The 20,251-nt window shown below is 49.8% G+C and carries 17 protein-coding genes; 4 read left to right on the top strand and 13 right to left on the bottom strand.

Annotated features, from left to right (window positions below; all coding sequences use genetic code 11):
- Window positions 1-11 precede the first annotated feature (11 nt).
- The 10 genes from CWI69_RS11485 to CWI69_RS11440 all read right to left on the bottom strand — a co-directional run bounded on the left by CWI69_RS11485 (window position 12) and on the right by CWI69_RS11440 (window position 11,799).
- A complete protein-coding gene (locus tag CWI69_RS11485; protein WP_126764457.1) occupies window positions 12-959 on the bottom strand; it encodes a porin in 948 nt (315 codons plus the stop codon).
- A gap of 160 nt (window positions 960-1,119) precedes the next feature.
- The gene (locus tag CWI69_RS11480) at window positions 1,120-2,382 is read right to left on the bottom strand and encodes a tetratricopeptide repeat protein (protein ID WP_126764456.1); all 1,263 of its coding nucleotides are present in this window, start codon (window positions 2,380-2,382) and stop codon (window positions 1,120-1,122) included.
- 10 nt (window positions 2,383-2,392) lie between these two features.
- Window positions 2,393-2,998, bottom strand: a complete 606-nt coding sequence (locus tag CWI69_RS11475; RefSeq protein WP_126764455.1) for an energy transducer TonB — start codon at window positions 2,996-2,998, stop codon at window positions 2,393-2,395.
- 5 nt (window positions 2,999-3,003) lie between these two features.
- Window positions 3,004-3,411 carry an ExbD/TolR family protein gene (locus CWI69_RS11470; RefSeq protein WP_126764454.1) on the bottom strand — a complete coding sequence of 136 codons (408 nt, stop codon included), beginning with the start codon at window positions 3,409-3,411 and terminating at the stop codon, window positions 3,004-3,006.
- 11 nt (window positions 3,412-3,422) lie between these two features.
- Window positions 3,423-3,953 (bottom strand): MotA/TolQ/ExbB proton channel family protein, encoded by a 531-nt coding sequence (locus tag CWI69_RS11465; RefSeq protein WP_126764452.1) that lies wholly within the window; start codon window positions 3,951-3,953, stop codon window positions 3,423-3,425.
- Window positions 3,954-3,955: 2 nt separating this feature from the next.
- Window positions 3,956-5,311, bottom strand: a complete 1,356-nt coding sequence (locus CWI69_RS11460) for a MotA/TolQ/ExbB proton channel family protein (protein WP_126764451.1) — start codon at window positions 5,309-5,311, stop codon at window positions 3,956-3,958.
- 3 nt (window positions 5,312-5,314) lie between these two features.
- A complete protein-coding gene (locus CWI69_RS11455) occupies window positions 5,315-6,091 on the bottom strand; it encodes a DUF3450 domain-containing protein (RefSeq protein ID WP_126764449.1) in 777 nt (258 codons plus the stop codon).
- An 88-nt stretch (window positions 6,092-6,179) separates the two neighbouring features.
- The gene (locus tag CWI69_RS11450; RefSeq protein ID WP_126764447.1) at window positions 6,180-7,454 is read right to left on the bottom strand and encodes a mechanosensitive ion channel family protein; all 1,275 of its coding nucleotides are present in this window, start codon (window positions 7,452-7,454) and stop codon (window positions 6,180-6,182) included.
- A gap of 165 nt (window positions 7,455-7,619) precedes the next feature.
- A complete protein-coding gene (locus CWI69_RS11445) occupies window positions 7,620-10,256 on the bottom strand; it encodes a TonB-dependent receptor domain-containing protein (RefSeq protein ID WP_126764446.1) in 2,637 nt (878 codons plus the stop codon).
- A 70-nt stretch (window positions 10,257-10,326) separates the two neighbouring features.
- Window positions 10,327-11,799, bottom strand: coding sequence for a hypothetical protein (locus CWI69_RS11440; protein WP_126764444.1), 1,473 nt, complete (start codon window positions 11,797-11,799; stop codon window positions 10,327-10,329).
- A gap of 94 nt (window positions 11,800-11,893) precedes the next feature.
- Between CWI69_RS11440 and CWI69_RS11435 the strand changes: the two genes are divergently transcribed.
- From CWI69_RS11435 to CWI69_RS11425, 3 genes are read left to right on the top strand one after another with little or no spacing between them, the layout of a single operon-like run.
- Entirely contained in the window at window positions 11,894-13,720 is a 1,827-nt protein-coding gene (locus CWI69_RS11435; RefSeq protein WP_241971110.1) for a sensor histidine kinase, read from the top strand.
- 34 nt (window positions 13,721-13,754) lie between these two features.
- The gene (gene rdgC, locus CWI69_RS11430; protein ID WP_126764443.1) at window positions 13,755-14,663 is read left to right on the top strand and encodes a recombination-associated protein RdgC; all 909 of its coding nucleotides are present in this window, start codon (window positions 13,755-13,757) and stop codon (window positions 14,661-14,663) included.
- Window positions 14,664-14,702: 39 nt separating this feature from the next.
- Complete coding sequence (locus CWI69_RS11425; protein WP_126764441.1) at window positions 14,703-16,379, top strand: dipeptidyl-peptidase 3 family protein; 1,677 nt, start codon at window positions 14,703-14,705, stop codon at window positions 16,377-16,379.
- Here CWI69_RS11425 and CWI69_RS11420 read toward each other — a convergent pair.
- On the bottom strand, window positions 16,376-17,044 hold the full coding sequence (locus CWI69_RS11420; protein ID WP_157984271.1) for a tRNA1(Val) (adenine(37)-N6)-methyltransferase: 669 nt from the start codon (window positions 17,042-17,044) through the stop codon (window positions 16,376-16,378). The genes CWI69_RS11425 and CWI69_RS11420 overlap by 4 nt on opposite strands.
- Before the next feature lie 92 nt (window positions 17,045-17,136).
- Between CWI69_RS11420 and srmB the strand changes: the two genes are divergently transcribed.
- Entirely contained in the window at window positions 17,137-18,366 is a 1,230-nt protein-coding gene (gene srmB / locus CWI69_RS11415; protein WP_126764438.1) for an ATP-dependent RNA helicase SrmB, read from the top strand.
- On the opposite strand, the gene CWI69_RS11410 is transcribed toward srmB, so the two are convergent.
- Together CWI69_RS11410 and thiI are read right to left on the bottom strand one after the other, a co-directional pair.
- Window positions 18,335-18,718: a VanZ family protein gene (locus CWI69_RS11410; RefSeq protein WP_126764436.1), complete on the bottom strand. Its 384-nt coding sequence runs from the start codon at window positions 18,716-18,718 to the stop codon at window positions 18,335-18,337. The genes srmB and CWI69_RS11410 overlap by 32 nt on opposite strands.
- Before the next feature lie 24 nt (window positions 18,719-18,742).
- Window positions 18,743-20,245 carry a tRNA uracil 4-sulfurtransferase ThiI gene (thiI, locus tag CWI69_RS11405; RefSeq protein WP_126764434.1) on the bottom strand — a complete coding sequence of 501 codons (1,503 nt, stop codon included), beginning with the start codon at window positions 20,243-20,245 and terminating at the stop codon, window positions 18,743-18,745.
- Between the last annotated feature and the right edge of the window lie 6 nt (window positions 20,246-20,251).

Raw genomic sequence — 20,251 nt, 5'->3', positions numbered from 1 at the left:
TGTGCAAAGCCTTAAAACTTATGTTCGATACCCACAGCAATATAGCGTTGTTCCGCTTCAATGGTTTCGCGGTCGCGGCCAGTGTACCAGGTGAACAGTTTGGTGCTTTTCGCAAGTTTATAGTCGACACCAAATGAAAAGGCGTCGTCTTCACCATCGATAAAGTCCATGATCTGATACTGGGCTTTGAAGCTGAAGTTGCCCCAGGGTTGTTTGACGCTGGCAACGAAGCCATCAGCTTCGGCGGTGCCGTCAACGCGTTCCTGCTGTTGCCACATCAGACCAAACATGGTGTTTGCTACTTTGGTGTAACCGACCAGACGCTCGATATCATAACCGTCCACATCGCGATCCATTGCCGCACCAAAATAATAACCCGTATCGTCCAGCCCGTCGTCACCGTAGGTTAACGCTAATGAGTAGCCATCGTCCTGAGCATCATCTTCACTCAACACCCAGCTACCGGCAACCCGGAAATGGTTCAAACTGGGCGAGTAATACGAAACAGTGTTACTGGTCCGGTTTTCACCTTCAAACAGGCCTTTCACGTCGGCGACGTAGTCACTGAACTGGTCGATATCGCCCTGAACAGTTTTCAATACCGTGTCGCGACGCCCCACTGTCACTTCACCAAAGTTGCCGCGCAAACCGACAAACTGGTTACGTGATTTAAGGTTATCGTCACCACCTAAATCAGCAAGATCAACCTGCCACTCGAGCTGATAAATAACTTCCAGATCGTCACTGATTTTGCTGCCGCCCTTCACCCCAATACGTGACGAGTTGCTTTCTAATTCAGTTTCACTACCTGAGCCATCATCATTGCTTTGCAATGAAACATTTGCTTTACCATAAAAATCAAAACTGATTTTAGGAGCCTGGTTGTCGTCCTGAGCAACTACCGGTGCACTGAGCACAGCCAACGGAAGCATCATCAAAGCCACATGTTTAAAAGTCATAACGGTCACCTACACTAGCTAAATTTGGGATCGAGCGGTCGATTACCACTCAAACGCGCCTAGCATATTGCAACTTTATGACAGTTTCATGACTGTATGACAGTTTTTTGTCGATCCAATAAACTTTTTATGTCGTTCTCATTGCCGTTGCGTGTCGTTTTTATGACGACTGCAGTTGTTTTAGCCGTTCTGCCTGCTCCTTTTCAGAGGTAGCGAAACGTTCCCACTGAGCAGCTGCTTTACGCGCTTCTTCGAAGGCTTTGGCTTTGGCAAAAGCCTGTAGCGCAGGATTATAGTTCTCTTGTTCAAGCTCAGCCATGCCAATGACTAAGTGCATGGTGCCTGGTTTTTCCAGATTACCTTTTGCCAGTGCGGTCTTGGCGGCGGTTATGGCGTCAGCGTATCGTTCAGAATTTAGCAAAACTTGCGCACGTTGCGCATCCAGCTCGCCATCGTTGCTCAGCTCAGCTGCGCGTTGCAATGCAGCAACGGCCTTGTCCGTTTCTTTTGCGGCAATCCAGCTCTGCGCCAGCAATTTTAAATTACGCAGGTCGGCTTCCAGCTTACCTTGTTCAATGGCTTGTTCCATTACCCGACCCGCTTTATAGGGCACGCCACCAAAGAAGTAGCTTTGCACCAGCATTTGCAGATCCTGACCTTCGCTGAGAAAGCCTTGCTGGTAGGCTGCTTCAAGCATTGCTAACTGCTGCTCATCTTGGCCAAGTTGACCGTAAACCCCGGCCAACTGAATCCAGTAGTCAGGCTTATTGAAGTACTTGATCATCTGCTCGAGAACGTCGGCAACCGCTGCGGTTTGCCCTAACTCGTAGTGAATCGCGCGCTGCAGCACATACCAGTTCTCATCGCCTGATTCACCCTGGCTCTGGGCAGCTTTTATCGCCCGTTTTATTGGCGCTAAGGCTTGCTGGTAATCGCCTTTTTGGTACAGCGCCTGAGCACGCAGCACATCGGCTTTGCTTGCCTGCTCATCCCCTGCTACCTGTTCCCAGCGGGACAGATAATCAAGTGTTTCCGCATAATCACCCTGACCTAATGCCAGCTGCGCTAAGCTAAATAACGTGTTTTGCTTTAGCGCATCAGGAATCGGCTCTTCTTGCACGACTTTATCAAAATAGTGCAACGCCTCGGTCACCCGATCTTTGCCATAATGCATGTAACCGTAAAAATTCCATAGCATGGCGCGTTCGTAGCTGTTCATACTCCCGAGCTTCGTTTCGATATTCTTTAAGGCTTCCAGACCGGCATCGACATCGCCGCCATCAGCGAGTTCCTGCGCCCGCGCCAATTGGCTATAAACCTGTTCACGTAAGGCGGGCACCCGCTTACTGTCCTGAGCGATTGCTGCGTCATGAAGAAACTGACTGAACAGAACCCAGCCTATAAGTACGATGAATTTACGCATAGCGCTTCTCCTAGCCATCAATCTCGAACGTAATCCGGTTTTGCACGCCTTCTACTTCGACAGCTTCACCATTAACTACGCGAGGTTTGTATTTAAACTTCAGGACGGCCTCCATGGCAGCCTGATCGAAAATCTGTTCGGGCTGTGCTGCAACCACCCGCGGCTCACGCACGGTACCCTGACGGGTTACGGTAAATTCCACTACTACGTAACCTTCAATACCACGTTGCAAGGCACGGCGTGGGTAGGCGGCCTGAACCTTAACGATGGGCAGGTACTCGCCGTCACTGGCATCCAGATTCATACCTCCGCCAAGCCCGGTGTCCGCTTGTGCGGTCGCGGAAAAATCATAACCACGGGCATCCGGCACCAGATCACTGCTGTCCATTTGCGGCGCTGGCATGTCCGGTGGCGGCGCTTCCGGCTCCGGTGGACGCTCGGGCTTGCGATCTTTTTCCTGAACCACTTCTTCGGGCTTTACGCGGACAAAATCCAACACGCTACCTTTTGGTGGTTCAGTCATTGCGCCTTGTCCGCCAGTAATAAGCGACTGCATCAGGTAAAACAAACCCAGTGTCACTATGGCGGCAACGGCGAGTGCTGCTAAAAAACGCATAGACTTTACTCTTCCTGCGCGGCGATCGAGACATCAAAGACACCCGCGGCTCGCGCGGCGTCCATAACTTTTATCAGTGTTTCAGTAGTTGATTTTTTATCTGCCTGAATCACCACTGACCCCTGCGGATTCTCAGCATACAAACGTTCGATGTTTGCCTGTACTGCGCGTACATCGACCTGTCGTTTGTTGATCCAGATCTCACCCGTATCACTGATGGCCACCAGAATGTTCGCGCGATCCTTTTGCACTGCCGTGGCCGCCTCAGGGCGATTGACATCAATACCAGATTCTTTCACGAAGCTCGCCGTAACAATGAAGAAGATCAACATAATGAACACCACGTCGAGCATGGGCGTCATATCAATTTGAGTTTCTTCTTCGTCAATCAAATTTGCAAAATGCTGTTTCATCTAAATGCCCTCTAGTGGTGTTCCATTAGCATGCGATCTTCAAGTTTAAGGCGTTCACGTTTGGCTGTCCGTTGTAACCAGGTGGTGGCAAACACCCCGGACAGCGCGCCGACCATGCCAGCCATGGTTGGAATGGTGGCCTTTGAAACACCAGCCGCCATTGAGCGCGCATTGCCTGTACCCGCCACCGCCATGACGTCAAACACTTCAATCATGCCGGTGACTGTGCCCATCAAACCCAGTAACGGACACAGTGCGACCAATGCCTGCAGAATCGGAAGTGGTCCGCCCAGGGCGATAGAAACCCGCGAAATCATGGCCTGGCGGATTTGTTCCGCATTCCATGAGGATTTATCGTCCCTATCCTTCCACTTCTGCAATACCCGCTTTTTCTCCTGCTGGTGCTTGCGGGTGTAATAAAAGATGCGCTCCAGGATCATCAACCACATGATGAAAATCAGGATGCCGATAATCAGGAGTACCTGACCGCCGGTTTCGACAAAGTCCTGAATCGCACTATAAAAGTCGATAAAGAACACCATGATTAGTGCCCCCGCTCAGAGCGCTCCGCAATGATGCCCGACGCCTGCTCCTGCAATACGTGAACCAGATTTTTGCTACGCGTATTCAAGGTGGCGAATAGAAGCGTCATCGGAATCGCAACCACCAGTCCAAGTACTGTGGTTACCAATGCCTGCGAAATACCGCCCGCCATCAGTTTCGGGTCGCCGGTGCCAAACAGAGTTATCGCCTGGAAGGTATTGATCATGCCGGTAACCGTTCCGAGCAAACCCAGTAACGGGGCAACCACAGAGATGATTTTAATAAAGGTCAGGTTACGGGTAATACGTGGCACCTCACGCAGAATCGCTTCACTGAGTTTTAATTCCAGGGTTTCGGTGTCGACGTCCGGATACTTATCTTTCACCGCCATGACGCGCCCCAGGGGATTATCCTGCTGGGCTTTATCGTTTTTCAGCTGGCGTTTTACTTTACCGCCCATCAGGGTCAGGGTAACGAAGCGTTCCAGCGCGATAAGCAGACCGATAACGCCCAAAGCAAGAATGATATAGCCGACCGTGGAGCCCTGATCGATGCGCTCTTTTAAGCCTGGCGCTTGTACTAATAAGCCGAGAATTGAACCGCCGGTCGGGTCAAGACCAAAACGTACCGGGTTGTCGTTACTCTGCTCCAGCGCCTCCGCCGTGTCGAGGTATCGGCTGCCGGGCTGGCGAACCAGTTCGGCTACCGCATCTGTACCTGGAATAAGTTCTAAGTACTTGCCGTCAGCGACCATATTAAAGGTGCCCACACGAATCACCGGCTTAGTTGTTTTCTCGCCGTTGGCTAAAGTTACTTCGGTGGAAAACTCACTCACCTTACCTGATTCGGTCATTTCCTGTTGCAGCGCAAACCACACTGACTCAATTTCTTCGATGGTCGCCAGTTTCGAGCTGGAGCCCATTTTCTCGGCCAACTCATTCAGCGCATCACTGCGACCTGGAAACTCTACTGATACGTAGGAGTTGCGCAGATTGCTGGCGGTATCACCGGCCACCTGCTGGAGCACACCGAAAAGCTCTTTTAATGAGCCCATTCGCTGGGTGAGTGCGTCTTCTAACGCAGCCAGATCACGCTCATTGCCTTCAAACTGGCTTTCCAGTCGGGCACTGGTTTGTTCCAGTTGATCCCGCTTGGCAATGGCTTCGCGCAAAATCTGTTGCTGCTGCGCCGCTTCAGCGCGGAAGCGTGCTTCGCGTTCTTCATTGGCTTGCGACTGAGCAAACTTGCCTGCTTTTAATTGTTGTAGCAGTTGATCAAGGTTCACCGGTTCCTGACTCATGCCCGGTGCCGCAACCACTAACGCTAAAGCAGCAATGCAATGTTTAAGTTTCAACATGAATTATTCTCCTGCCTGCGAAGATGGAGTGAATACCGGTAACATCAATAAGTCAGGAGCAAGCTGTTTACGGGCGATGCGCAATGCTTCCTGAACACTGCTGCGATAGCCTGAATCTAACTCCTGCCATTGCCGTTGATTCTGGTTCCATACCCCCATGGCTTCTCCATCGCGGGTCTTGTAAATCAACACCGTACGGCCGATGCGCAGGAATTCGACATCCTGCAGTTGCCCACCAACTTGCATTTCACCGTTGTAAGCTTCGATCGAGCGACCGTAGTCGGCCTCAATCTGGTAGGCTTCCATCACCCGGCGGAACTTCTCAGAAACATCCACGTCTGCCCGATCCATCAGATCTTTGAGGTTGATGATGCGGTTTTCACGCTCATTGGGTAAGAAAGGAACATCGAGATTTACAAAGGTTTCAAGGCTATCAATCATGCGCAGCATGAGGGGGGTGATTTGGCGTTCGACCACACTGACTTCATCAATCGCAGTGTTTAACTCCGACTTTTCCTGCTGCTGGAAGTCAATCTGCCGCTGCAGTTGCTGGACATAAACTTCCAGACCCTCGATTTGGCGGTTGATTTGCTTGAACTGCTGAAGTCGCTCTTGGGTGGTATCGGCGATTTGATCGACGGTTAATTGTGAGGAGCGGGCGGCTTGATTGATTTCATTGGCGGCATCAACCACCGGCTCAAGCGTCTGGTCTTGAGCAACTGCACTGGTACTCGCCAGGAGGCTGGCAAGCACCAGCGTGCGAGCGAAACATTGTTTCATGGAAACACCTTGCACACGTTGTGAATGATGATGTGCAAGATACGTCAGTTGTATGACAGCTTGGTGACCGGCTTATGTCAGTTTTATGTCAGGATGAACTTTTTGTGCCACTTTCATGTAGGTTTCGTGTCATTTCCCGCATATCTATACCACTTGGGTGCTGGAATACACGTAGACCAAACTCCGGCAGAATAGATAACAAATGGTCAAAGATGTCCGACTGGATCCCTTCGTATTCGGCCCAGGCAATCGTATTGGTAAAACAATAGACTTCGATGGGCAAACCGTCCGAGGTTGGATTCAGTTGCCGCGCCATCAGGGTCATTTCCTGATGGACCTTGGGATGGTTTTCCAGGTACTGCAAAATGTACGCGCGGAAAGTACCTATATTGGTAATACGCCGGGTATTGACTGGTTCTTTCCCTTCGTCTTTAAGTTGTTGGTTCCAGTCGTCGATTTCCTGCTGCTTGCTTTGCAGGTAGCTTTTCAACAAGCGAAAGCGTTTCACCGCTTTAAGTTCATCGTCAGTCAAAAAGTGAATGCTTTGCTGATCCACCAGCAGGCTGCGTTTAATCCGCCGTCCACCCGACTCCTGCATGCCGCGCCAGTTCTTAAACGGGTCGGAAATAAAGCGCCGCGTAGGGATAAAGGTAATGGTCTTATCCCAGTTCTGTACTTTGACCTGGTGTAAGGCAATATCGATCACGTCACCATCGGCGTTCAAGTTGGGCATCTCAACCCAGTCTCCGACACGAATAATGTCATTAGAGGTTATCTGGACGCTGGCAACGAGACTTAGCAAGGTATCCTGGAACACCAACATCAATACTGCTGCCATGGCACCTAAGCCGGACAGCAAGATAACCGGTGACTTGTCGATTAGCACGGCAATCATCAAAATCGTCGCCACCGCGTAAATCACTATTTTGGCGACCTGAATATAGCCTTTGATTGGCCGTGTCTGTGCTTCCGGCTGGCGCTCATAGAGGGTGTTAACAATTGTCAGGGTGCCGCTGATCGCCCGGGCGATGGTAATGACAATAAACGCATAGCAGACGTTGGTTACAATAATTGTCACTTCGTCAGATAAATTTGGTACCGAAGTAATACCAAAGGCAATAACCAGTGCGGGAACGACATTCGCAATGCGCGCCACAATATTTCGTTCAATCGCCTGGCGGTCTTTACCTGCTGGCGTATAGCTTAAAATCCGCAATAAGCCACGCAGCAGGATTTTTTTCACGATAAAATTTGCCACCCAGGCACCGGCTAACAGCAGCGCTAACTTTGTTAAGGTGTCTACATCGGGTCGCTCTGCCAGCCAACTTTCGGCCTGTTCTAATGTTTCCTGCACTTCCTGCATAAAAAGTAGTTACCCGCTATCTGATTTTTTGCTATTCGCTGTTGGCTGTTCGCTGTTGGTTTAAACCAATAACTAATATCCAATAACCAACAACGCTTTTGTTTCCCTATTGTATAACAAAAAACGGGAGCCGAAGCTCCCGTTTTATCATCACTACCAGCTTTGCTAAAAAGAGTAGCTGTATTCAAGACTAATTCCAGTGCCGACACTACGACTTTGGATCAAACGCCCATTTTGCTGGATTTCAACATCCTCACCAAGCATGTTTTGTACCTTCAACTTCACTTTCGAACTGAAGTCCGGGTAGTAGGTATAAACCAGGTCAAGGCTGTGGAAAGGTTGCTCGACGGCATCACCGATACCTACCGCACCTTCTTTTACCCCTGCAAACGCAATGCGCTCACCGGCGACGTTATAAATCAATGATGCACTGTGTTCACCATTCAATGAATCATAACCCAGCTGAAGATTTGTCACGTATTTGGAGTGACCGGTCATCCGCCGGGTATTGTTGGTCAGTTCAACGTTACCGGTATTGGCAATACTGATTTCTGAATCAGATAACGTCAGGTTGCCTGATAAAAACAAGCCGTCGGATAAGAATGTCAGGTCTTTCAGAAATTCAAATTCCAAACCGTAGACTTCGCCTGATTGACCATTGAGGAAAGTGATGACCCGATCTGAGTCGGTACCTTTTGCCTCAACAGCTTCAATCGGGTTGGCTAAGTCTTTGTAAAACATTGCCACCGAGTAGTTTTCTCCGGCCGGCAAATACCATTCCCAACGCACATCAAAGTTATCGATATCAGTGGTCATCAACTCACTGTTACCGCGTACTTTAAAGTCGGTCAGCGGATCGACGAAAATCACTTCGGTTAATTCGCGCAAGTCCGGACGCACTACGGTGCTGCCGTAACCAACCCTTAACTGCATCTCATCGTTAAGTTGATAGGTTAACGCTAAAGAGCCATAGACATCATCTTCAACGCGTCCAGCTTCGGCAGGATCGCCGATAACCGTCATGTTGCGAAGGTCTAATTGCGCTGCTACCTGAGTGTACTGCTCCCAGCGCAAACCACCACTGACGCGCCAGTCGTCATTGACCTGTATATCGGCAAGACCGTACCCGGCTTCAACTTGTTGCGCAGCTAAGTAATTGGGATCTGTAGCCGTAGGCGCACCGAACAGAGCAAATCCAAAATCTTGGTCGGTAAGGTTGGCGTCACTAAACAAATCGTTGTAGCCGACATTCTGCAGGGCATCATTGGCAACTTGTTCGGCGCTTATCGCAAAGCGTCGTGAAAAGGATGACCGGGCTTTTTTCGAGACCTGGCCGCCACCTTTCAGGAGAATGTCCATTTCTGCCAGATAAAGGGGTAATTCACCGTCGACGCGCCAGTCTTGTGCGTCATCTTCCAATATTTGATACTGCAAGGTGGTTGCTGTACGCGTTTGCTGGAACGCCAGATTCCCCAAGCCCTCACCTAGATCACGATCGTTAATTTGCCGATAGAAAACTTCGCCCGGCGCATCACGACTTGCGCGTGAATCGGCGTATTGCCAGTCCAGTGCAAAACCCCAGAATTGTGGAAAGTAATGAGACCCACGTATCTGGTTGGTCAGCAATTCGCGTTGTTCATAACGGATATCCGTATCAAAATAACTCAAACCTTCTTCATCAATCGAGTTAGGCGTTTCAACCACACCCTGTTCAACCCGATCAGAAGTATTGCGTAAGAAAATGGTCGAGGTTTCTACCCGGTGGTAGTCACCCAGCTTCAGGCCAAAGTTGAGCAAGCTGCTTAGTTCCACATTCTGCGTGGTTACCCGACTCTCGCTTGCCTGATCAACAGCTGCTTCACCGTCAGCAATGCCTAATACCAATTCCGATTCTTCGCTATTTGACCAGCTGTTGCCATAATCCACACCAGCGAGAAAACCAAAAGTCAGATCATGGCCAATATCATAAGCATTACCGTAGGTCACCGAACCATCAATATCAGGACTCAGAGATTTTGAGTAAACTTCATTTTCGGTGTTAAGTGATGCCGCTAACTGGCGATTGATTGCAGCCGCTTCCGCTGTGGAAATTCCTTCGCTAGCAGCGATATTAGCGGTGTTGATTGTTTCCTGATAACGCGCCAACGCAGTTACCATCTCAGGTGATAAGGCCCGGGTTCCGTCATCCTTACCCAACCAATCATCGCCGCCCCCCTGGTAGCTCAGACCGTCGTCGGAAAAGTTGGTATTCCAGCCGGTACCCACCGAAACATCAAAGACTTGGTCAGTCGGAATTGAAACCGTACGGATATCGACGTTACCACCACCAAAGTTGGCGGGCATGTCCGGTGAATAGGACTTCTGCACCGACATACTTTCGATAATGCTTGCCGGGAACATATCCAACGGGATGACATTACGCGTTGGATCCGGCGAGGGAACCGAGGCGCCGTTAAGTTGCGTGCTTGAATAGCGCTCACCAAGACCGCGGACATAGATAAACTTACCGTCAACCAGCGTCAAACCAGTGACCCGTCGCAACGCCGCCGCAGCATCGCTATCGCCCGTTCGGGAAATTTGTTCAGCTCCAAGGATATCAGCTACAAACGCCTGAGCTTTGCGCTCTTCGACAACGGCCGCGGCTGAGCCCTGCAAACGTGTTCCTGTGGTGACAACTTCTTCAATGGTCGTATCGCTCGTCGCTTGCGCATCAGATTCCTGAGCGTAAGCAATGGGTCCAGACAACGCGAGAGCGATCGCGAGGCCCAGTTTACTTTGCGTTAATACAGCCTGCTTTTTCATAGGAAACTCCGTATGCGTGACATGATAATTAGCGGGAAAAGCTGCACGTCCTTGTGCTCCAGTTCCTTAACTAGTCGCGCAGGCCTACGGTCCAGCCGTTTGTCCAATCATTGTCTTCGCTTACCGCACCGATGAAATCAACATCGTCAAAGAACGGGTCGATGCTGCTTAAATCTGTTTTCGGCGTTACGGTAACTGGTGCGCCAGATGCATCAGTCATTTCAGCTGCGGTGACATAGCCAGAGGTCAACACTGTAGCCATTTCGTCGAGCGTGACGTTGGTGGCTTCGTTCTCGTACCAGGTTTGGGTGGCGACATCAGCGAAGTTTTCATGACATGCAATCACCGAGTTTGCGATGGTCAAATTACCTGCATCTGCGTTCGCAAAGGTGGCATCATTGTCGATTTCCAGACATTCGCCGCGCGCATCAGTGATGACGAAGTTATACAAGGTACCGCGCGTACCCTGACGTAGCAGCACGCCTTCAGATTCATCAGAACCGTCAGTAGCCGTCAACGAGCCAATTGAAGTGAAGTTAGCAATGATTGGGTCTGAATAAGGTGTCGCGCCATTATTGCGGCTATTGCCGTCAGCTTCGATAGCACGGTTGGCACGGTCATCTGCGTGTTTGGTGACGATGTACTGGATGTTGCCCTGCCAGCCGTCAGCCCAGTCTAGTGAGTCATCGTCGTTGCCAGTCAGCACCACGTATTTCGCGTTCGCAGCACCGCCAAAAAACTCGATGCCGTCATCGAGGTTGTTGTGAACCTGAATGTATTCAACGGTGGTACCTGAACCCACACCGTAGAAGGTGATCCCGTTCAATTCGTTATCAAGAGAAACTTCATAACCAGCGTATTTGACCAACACATAACGCAGGATGCCTGAATCATCAGCGTTGTCATCACCACCGTAGAAACCAGCACCACCTTCACCCTGCAATACGCAGTTTGCCAGATCGTCCTGATCACACTTGTTTGAAATACCAAAACCATTAATTACCAATCCGCCCCACAAGCCACGTGCGTTCGGATTGCTAACACCATTTTCCACTTCTTGTACTGAAGTAAAGGTAATAGGCGCATTACGATTACCTTCCGCAATGATGTCGGCGCCACGTGCGATACGCACAAATGAATCGCCGTCTTCAAAGGCCAGGGTCGCACCAGCATCGATGGTCAGAGTCGGACCGTCGCGCTCAACGCTGGCAGTTTCCTGTACATTTTCACCAATGTACAAACCATTTGGAAAAATATGTGCGCCACCTGGCAATTCGACCAGACGAATATCGGTGACGACTGGACTCTCTGGCGTCGAGAAACTACGTGGATAAACACAATCCGCGCCAATTTTTTCACCCCGTACCGTAGCGCCGGCATCTTCATAAGATGCACAGTTGTTGGTATCGGGAGCTGCCCCACCACCGTTATTGGTGGTTGAGTTATCGATAGAAGTTGGGGTCAGGTTAATATCACCACCACAACCAGCAAGCATAAAAGAAGCAGTAAGTGCGGACAGAGCGAAAGCTTTAGTGCGATTCATGAAATTCTCCATTGGATTGAAGGCGAAATTTATTTTCGTGCTGGCACTTTAGGGATTTTTTATGACAGCTAAGTGACGCCACTGTGAAGACTTCATGACAGCGGCTTTACCTTGTCTTGCGGTTGCGCTTCGCCGCAGTTGGGATAAACTGAACTTAACTAATCCAGCGAGTGATTCGATGTCGGGCACCACCAGTATCTCTAAATCTCTGCTAACCAACGTACTCTCGGTGTATTTTCTACTTACACTGATAGTGACTTGTGTGCAGGTAATGGGTGAGTATTTCGATACCAAAAGTCAGCTCGTGCAGGAATTACAAAACCAGCAAAGTACCTTCAGCAACTCCCTCGCGCGTTCATTATGGGAATACAACAACCGCCAAATTGAAGCCATCGCTGAAGGGCTCATCAACATTCCAGCCATCGCTGGTATCGTTATTCGTGACGAGTCCGGCGACACCATCGTCAAACTTGGTCTGACAGACAACATCAATGCGCTTAACTTAACCAACGATGTTGAAGATTTCGTCATAGAGGAACGCAACGGTTTGTTCGGCTATTATTCGTCGATTATTTTCGAATTTGCCGGCGACTCGAACCGGGTTGGTGATGTGACCTTATTTTCTACCCGGGATATTGCCCTCGAGCGGATTAAGTTCAGTTTGTACTTCATATTCGGCAACGCCATCATTAAAAGTACCTTCCTGATTGTGTTGTTTACACTGGCCTTCAACCGCATGCTCAACCGCCCCATGGATATGTTGACGCAACAGATTCGTAATTTCCGTCTTGATGATCTGGAAAATTCACGTATCAACTTAAAGCACAATCGTCATGCCGAATTTAAAATGGTTGAGCAGGCCTACAACCAGTTGCTGGATAACCTCGAGGATTATCAGGAAGATCTGAAACGCACACAACAGCAACTGCTGCTTGCTAACCGCCAGCTGGATGAACAAAACGCTGTGTTAGAGCAGGAGGTCGCGCGCAAAACCTCAAGTCTGAGCCAGGTATTAACGGATCTCGAACGACGTAAAGATGAACTGGAACGGCGCCAGGAAAAACTCGAGCGGGAAATTCGCCAGCGCAAAATTATCGAAGACGATCTGCGTGAAACCAATACCCAGTTACAGTCGTCGGTAACAGCCTTTGAGCGGGTACAGGACCAGCTGATTGAAGCGGAAAAACTGGCATCACTGGGGCGTTTAGTTGCTGGCATTACCCATGATGTAAATACTCCGCTCGGTATCGGCATCACCGCGACCAGTTTATTGCGCGACAAACTCGAGGCAATACAGCAAGCGCTGGAAAACAAAGAGTTGACCGAAGCCCAACTACGCGAGCTGCTAAGCGCCAGTATGGAAGGGGTGAACTTAGCTGAGAGTAATCTGGGGCGGGCGTCTGAGCTACTCGACGGTTTTAAACAGGTGGCCGTTGACCAGACCTCCGCGGCGATTCGCGAGATTAATCTTAACCATTATTTTCAGAGTGTGTTGCAAGCGCTGCGACCGCGTTTCAAAAATACCGATCATGAGATTCAGCTTGATTGTCCGAAAGATCTTAATGCCCGTTGCAATGCCGGTGCACTGGCACAGATCATTACTAACCTCGTGTTAAATTCTTTAATTCACGCGTTTACCGATGTCCAGCAAGGCAAAATGCACATTGAGGTTCGCCGGCAGGGCGACGTCTTGCATATTGACTATAAAGATAACGGCAGAGGGCTCACCGAAGCTCAGCAGCAACATCTGTTCGACCCGTTCTTCACAACGCGAAGAGAGCGCGGTGGCAGTGGATTGGGCACACACATTGTCCGCGACCTCGTCGAACAAACCTTCTCTGGTACCATAGCTGTACAATCGGCACCGGGCGAAGGACTCTCCTATCACATTGAATTACCGATTCAATTTATTGATAGCTAATCTGATTTAACAGCCAACACCAAGGAATGAAGTTATGTGGTTTCGCAATTTGCGTATTTATACCTTAGCTGATGATTTTCAACTCCCGGAAGATTTAGCACCAGCGCTTACTGAACATCAATTCAAGCCATGCGGCCGCAGTGAGCTGGCTAGTTTTGGCTGGTCATCACCGTTTGGGGCGCGCAGCGAAGAGTTGTTTCACCAGATAGGAAAACACTATTTGTTCTGTGCGCGCAAAGAGGAAAAAGTGCTGCCAGCAAGTGTGGTCAATGCCCAGCTGGAAGAACAGATTGAAGTTATTGAGGCCGATCAGGGCCGCCGCGTGGTTGGCAAGGAGAAACAATCGTTAAAAGAAGATCTGGTGCATCAACTGCTGCCTCAGGCGTTTACACGTTTTAAGCTCACCTGGGGCATGCTCGACATGCAACACCGTATTGTTGTAGTCGATGCCTCCGCCAGTAATCAGGCAGAAGACTTCCTCGGCTTATTGCGCAGCAGTCTCGGTTCATTGCCAGTCAAACCCTGGTTCAGCGAACAGCCGACTGAACTTTATTTCACCCAATGGTTGAAACAGGGGCAGCTGCCCGGAGAATTTGAATTCGGCGATGAAGCTGAATTACGCGACAGCGATGAAGAAGGTGGAATCATCCGCTGTAAAAATCACGAGCTGACCAGTCCCCAGATCACCGCCCATTTAGAGCATGGTAAGCAGGTCACTAAGCTTGCAGTTGAGTGGCAGGAACGCATTACCATGGTATTGGAGCAGGACATGGCGATTAAGCGTTTCAAAGCAACTGACGTGCTGCTGGATGATCAGGACAAGTTAGTGGATGCAACACCGGAACAGAAAATAGATGCCGATTTCGCATTATTAAGCGGTGAAATCAGCGCATTGTTTCCGCAACTTGTTAGTTTATTTAATGACCAAATCAGCGTAGATTAATTACACTTTGGTCATTCAGAGCAACACTACAGGTGCACTATGAAACTTACCCATATGTTTACCCTATCGGCACTGGCACTACTCACACTCAGTGCCTGCGGCCAACAGCAAACGACCCCAACGCCAATGAGCGACGAGGCCGAAGCCCCGGCTCATGTTCTTGTTGAAGGTGCCGAGCAACGACTGGATATTTATCAGTCGGTCGATTTGACCACCGATTTAAGTCATCTCAGCGACGAACAGAAGCAACTGATCGAACTTTTAATCGACGCCTCCGATATTATGGACGACCTGTTCTGGCTGCAGGCTTTTCCTGGAGATAAAGCTGAGCTCCTTAATGCTGTTAGTGATGATGAAGTCCGTGAGTTTGTCGAAATTAACTACGGCCCCTGGGATCGTCTTAATAATAACCAACCCTTTCTGACCGGCTTTGGGCCTAAGCCTGCAGGCGCGAATTTTTATCCGGTCGACATGAGTAAGGCAGAATTCGAACAAGCCGAATTTGAAGGGAAAATCGATCTTTATACGCTGGTTCGCCGCAATGAAGCCGGTGAGCTCTATTCGATCCCCTATAACGAAGCCTACGAAGAACAACTTAACGAAGCTGCGTCACTGCTGCGTCAGGCCGCTTACCTGGCGGAAAGTAAAAGTTTCGAGAATTATCTGAACCTGCGCGCCTATGCATTTGAGACCAATAGCTACCAAGCCTCAGATCTGGCCTGGATGGAAATGACAGATAATGAAATTGATGTTGTCATTGGTCCCATTGAAACCTACGAAGATCAACTCTTCGGCTATCGCGCCGGGTTTGAATCTTATGTGCTGATTAAGGACCTCGCCTGGAGCGAAAGGCTGGAAAAGTATGCTGAGTATTTGCCTGAACTTCAGCGCGGCCTGCCGGTTGCTGAAGACTATAAGGCTGAAATGCCAGGCTCTGAAGCTCAGTTAAATGCTTACGATGTGGTTTACTATGCGGGCCACTCCAATGCTGGTAGCAAAACCATTGCGATAAACCTGCCTAATGATGAAGAAGTCCAGTTAGAAAAAGGTACCCGTCGGTTGCAGTTGAAGAACGCCATGCGGGCGAAGTTTGATCAGATTCTAATTCCAATCGCCGATGAGCTGATTGTGCCAGAACAACGCCAACATATTACCTTTGATGCGTTCTTTGCCAATACCATGTTCCATGAGGTCGCCCACGGTTTAGGTATTAAAAACACTCTTGATGGTAGCAGTACTGTACGGGAAGCTTTGAAAGAGCATGCATCAGCTTTGGAAGAAGGCAAAGCTGACATCCTGGGACTTTATATGGTCACCCAGTTACTCGAAAAAGGCGTGATTACCGAGGGTCAACTCGAGGATTATTACGTGACCTTTTTAGCAGGTATCTTTCGCTCAGTTCGTTTCGGCGCTTCCAGTGCGCATGGCAAAGCTAACATGATCCGCTTTAACTACTTTGCTGATGCCGGGGCATTTACCCGTAACGAAGACGGGCTTTATGCTGTCAATATGGACGCCACCCGAGCCGCCATGACAAGTCTTTCAGAGAAAATCTTAACGCTCCAGGGTGATGGTGATTATCAAGGTGTTGGTCAGTTATTCGATGAAATGGGAAATGTGGGTTCCACCCTGCAAGCGGATCTTGACCGTTTGTCTGCGGCAAATATTCCTGTCGACATCACCTTCAAGCAAGGTAAAGAGGTGCTTGGTCTTTAACCTTGCTCCGCTTGTGACTTACCGGCGAGATAAAAATCGCCGGTAAGCTCACGGTACTCCGCGCTATAACCGGCGCCCGCATGAATCGTTAACCCGGTAACAGCCACGGACGTTGCGGGTTGTAACTGCCACCCCTGAATCACTAGCTTTGCTGGCTTCTTGGCAGTGCTAAAAATCAACAGTTCATCGCGCAAATGAAAGCCATTAGCTTGCGCGTGTTCAGCGCGTGATTCACGTTGACTGTGCGGAATGATCCAGTAAAAACGGCCGGCTGCTGACAAGTTACGCCGCGCGCATCTTAGCCAATCACTAATTTCAGTGTCACCCTGCCGAGCTAATTGCCGTGTCAGCTGCGGACTTACCAGTTGTTCAGGAAAATAAGGCGGATTACATACAATAAGCTCGTAACGATAGGAATTTTGCCAGTCCCGCACATCGGCCTGATAGGTTTGAATTCGCTGAGGCCATGGCGAAACAGCTGCGTTTTCAGCAGCCTCCCCCACCGCCTCAGCTTCGCAATCAATGGCGTCGATCTGCAATTCAGCACTCCGTTGTGCCAGCATGAGCGCCAGTATGCCGGAGCCGGTGCCGAGATCGAGTGCGCGCTTGGCTTTACTAATCGGCACATAACTACCAAAAATAAGGCTATCTGTGCTTACTTTCATCGCACATCGATCGTCTTTGATATAAAATTGCTGGCATTGAAAGCCCATGCTGACCCCGACGAAGCAAATCGTTTGGAACTAAGGAACACATCATGACCCCCGATTGGGATCAACTCGAACTCGACGACGAACTCATTGACGTACTGCTAGGCGCTGAGCTGAATAAGCCAGCGAAAGTACAACAAGCTGTCATCCCACTGGCGCTTGCAGGACAAGATTTACTCGTCAACTCGCCCACGGGAACAGGTAAAACTCTGGCATTCTTACTGCCTGCGCTGCAGCACCTGATTGACTTCCCGCGTCAGCAACCCGGTGGTGCACGCGTCCTTATTCTAGCACCGACCCGCGAGTTGGCGCAGCAGATTGCTGAGCAAGCAGATGCCTTTGAAGAATCCACCGGGTTACGCTCGGTACTGATTACCGGTGGTGTCAATTACGGCAGTCAGCATCAGCTGCTTGAAGCACCCCACGATATTCTGGTCGCCACACCCGGCCGCCTCATCGACTTACTTAATGCCGGTCAGTGCGAGCTTGAACAGATTGAGTGGCTGATTATCGATGAAGCTGATCGGATGCTCGATATGGGCTTCACTGAGTCAGTGAAAATGATTGCCGAATCCGCGCTTAATTTAACCCAGTCGCTGTTGTTTTCCGCGACCCTGGAGAGTCCGGGCGTACTGCGTTTTTCTGCGGCAATTCAAAAGTCGCCGGAGCACGTTGTCGTGCAGCCGCCAAAACGTGAAAAAGGCAAGATCCTGCAACGTTGGTACCAGGCGGACACCGCTGATCACAAATTGCAGCTGTTGTTGCGACTTTTGCAGGACTACCCCGGACGGCGCGTGATCTTTGTGCGCACCAGGGAAAAGGTAGAAGAGCTGTCAGCGAAGTTGTGGAGCGCGGAGATTAAGAACTTAACCTTGCGTGGTGATATGCCGCAAGACGAACGGCAGAAAATTATCGCGCGGATGGAAACCTTTGCCGATGCGACGCTTATCGCCACAGATGTTGCCGCCCGCGGCCTGGATATTGAAGATGTCGAGTTAGTGGTTAATTATGACTTGCCACGGCAGGCAGATGTTTATTTGCATCGTATCGGACGTACAGCGCGTGCCGGGAAAAGTGGTGTTGCGGTGAATCTGGTCGAGGCGCACGATGCCGATTTACTAGGTCGTATCGAGCGCTACCAGGAAAGCAAAATCGAGCGCCGGGTATTTGCTGAGCTCAAACCACAGTATAAATTCCCTGATCCGCGTAAGCGCACGAAAAAGAAAAAGAATAAGAAAACTGACGCTAAGTCGAAGAAGAAGAAGAAGAAGTCTTAGCTAGTTTTCTGCGGTGGCGCATAAAGCGCCACCATGCAATTAAGTAGAAGGTCGCAGCACCCAGGCCGTCAGCCAGCAAGTCGCCCCAACTTGAATCCCGATAGGGCAAAAGATCCTGGATGTACTCAATGAGCAGACCATAGCCAGTAAGCACCACCAAAGCTGCCCAGATTGGAATTGGGAAAGCATGATAAAACGCCCAGGCAAGCACAAAAAACGCGGCAAAATGAACAACTTTATCTAAATGCTCAAAACGCGGCAGTTCACCAGTTGATACTTGCATTAAAAACGCGGCGGTCACCACTATTAGTAACCCAATAAAAAGTACGCGCGCCCAATTTTTCGAACTCATTTAGGATCCTTGTTCGTTACCACATCAAGCCTCGCGACGAGGTTGATAAACGCCTACATTGTTATAGCCTTGCTCTTGTAAGTAAAGAGCCTGGAGCTTACTCATTACACCTTTTTCACAATAAAGCAGGTAGCGCTGCGCTGAATCAAGCTCAGCAAAGGCTGTCGCAAGCTTAAAAAACGGAATGCTCTGCACTGTAATGCCTGCTGGCAACTGAGTTAACGGTTTGGCTTCCTGCTCATCCAGACTGCGGATATCAATAATGACATCATCTTTTTGCGCCGCATCGACAACCGAGCTTACGGATTCAATCTGAGCATCGGTGCTTTCACCAATATGCCGTACGTCTTCAACGTTTGCCGCGCGCACGACTCGCTCGAGTAATTCAGGATCAAGTCGAGCTTCGGCTTCTAGCACCGCATCGCGCTGCGCTTTAACCGTCGGTTTGATTGAAATCACGCCACAATATTCCGGCATACTGCGGGCAATATCAGCGGTGCCTATGTGTTCCGCAATATTAATGATTTCTTGTTTATCCATGGTAATCAGCGGACGTAGAACTAAGGTGTCGATCGCTTCATCAATCACACTGAGATTACTCAATGTCTGGCTCGAGACCTGCCCCAACGCTTCACCGGTGACTAATGCCTGGGCATTACTACGTCGTGCGACAATTTGTGCCGTACGTAACATTTGTCGCTTCAACACCACACCCATCAAGCCATTATCGACATGGGTGAGAATTTCCTCGACCACGGGCGCAAAGTCGATACTGATAAATTTCAGTGGATGTGAGCTGGCGTAGGTTTGCCACAGATAATAGGCTGTTTGTCGCACACCTGTTTCATGACGGTCGCCACCAAGATTGAAAAAGCAAAAATGCGTGCGGGCACCGCGACGCAACAACTGAAAGCTTGCGACACTCGAGTCAAAACCACCGGACAACAAACTCAACACAGTTTCCTGGGTCGGCAGCGGAAAACCTCCGAGACCTTGCTGTTTATCGCCAAATACCCGTACCGTTTCGTTATCAACTTCAATTCGCAGTTCAATATCCGGCCGCCGCAATTCGACCCGCGTGCCAGCGACATTTTGTAATACACCGCCACCGATATAATGTTCGAGATCCATGGAACGGAAGCCATGTTTACCCTTACGCTTTACCCTCACCGCAAAACTGCGGTCCTGCAGACGCGCTGACCAGGTTGTTAGTACTTGCTGCAAAATCGGGGTAAAATCAGCTTCACTGGTGGAATTAAGTTGTAACTCGTGGGAGCGACTGAACCAGGCAATTCCCGGAATACGTTGTAGTTCATCGCTGATTTGTTCGGCGACAAGCGGATCCTGGCTGGCGACATTGACTTCAATGCGATCCCATAGCCAGAGCACTTTAATTGGCGCCTCGTCGTCAACTTCAACGCGCTTAAGGATGTTTTTCAGGTTACTAACCAGTACTTTGCCGTAACGTTTTCGAACGCCTTTGCTCTTTATCGTAATTTCGGCATGTAAGCGGATTACAAATTTCATGGGTGA

The sequence above is a fragment of the Pseudidiomarina halophila genome (assembly GCF_003987215.1).
Taxonomy (GTDB): domain Bacteria; phylum Pseudomonadota; class Gammaproteobacteria; order Enterobacterales; family Alteromonadaceae; genus Pseudidiomarina; species Pseudidiomarina halophila.
This window is presented reverse-complemented; position numbering and strand designations above follow the sequence as displayed.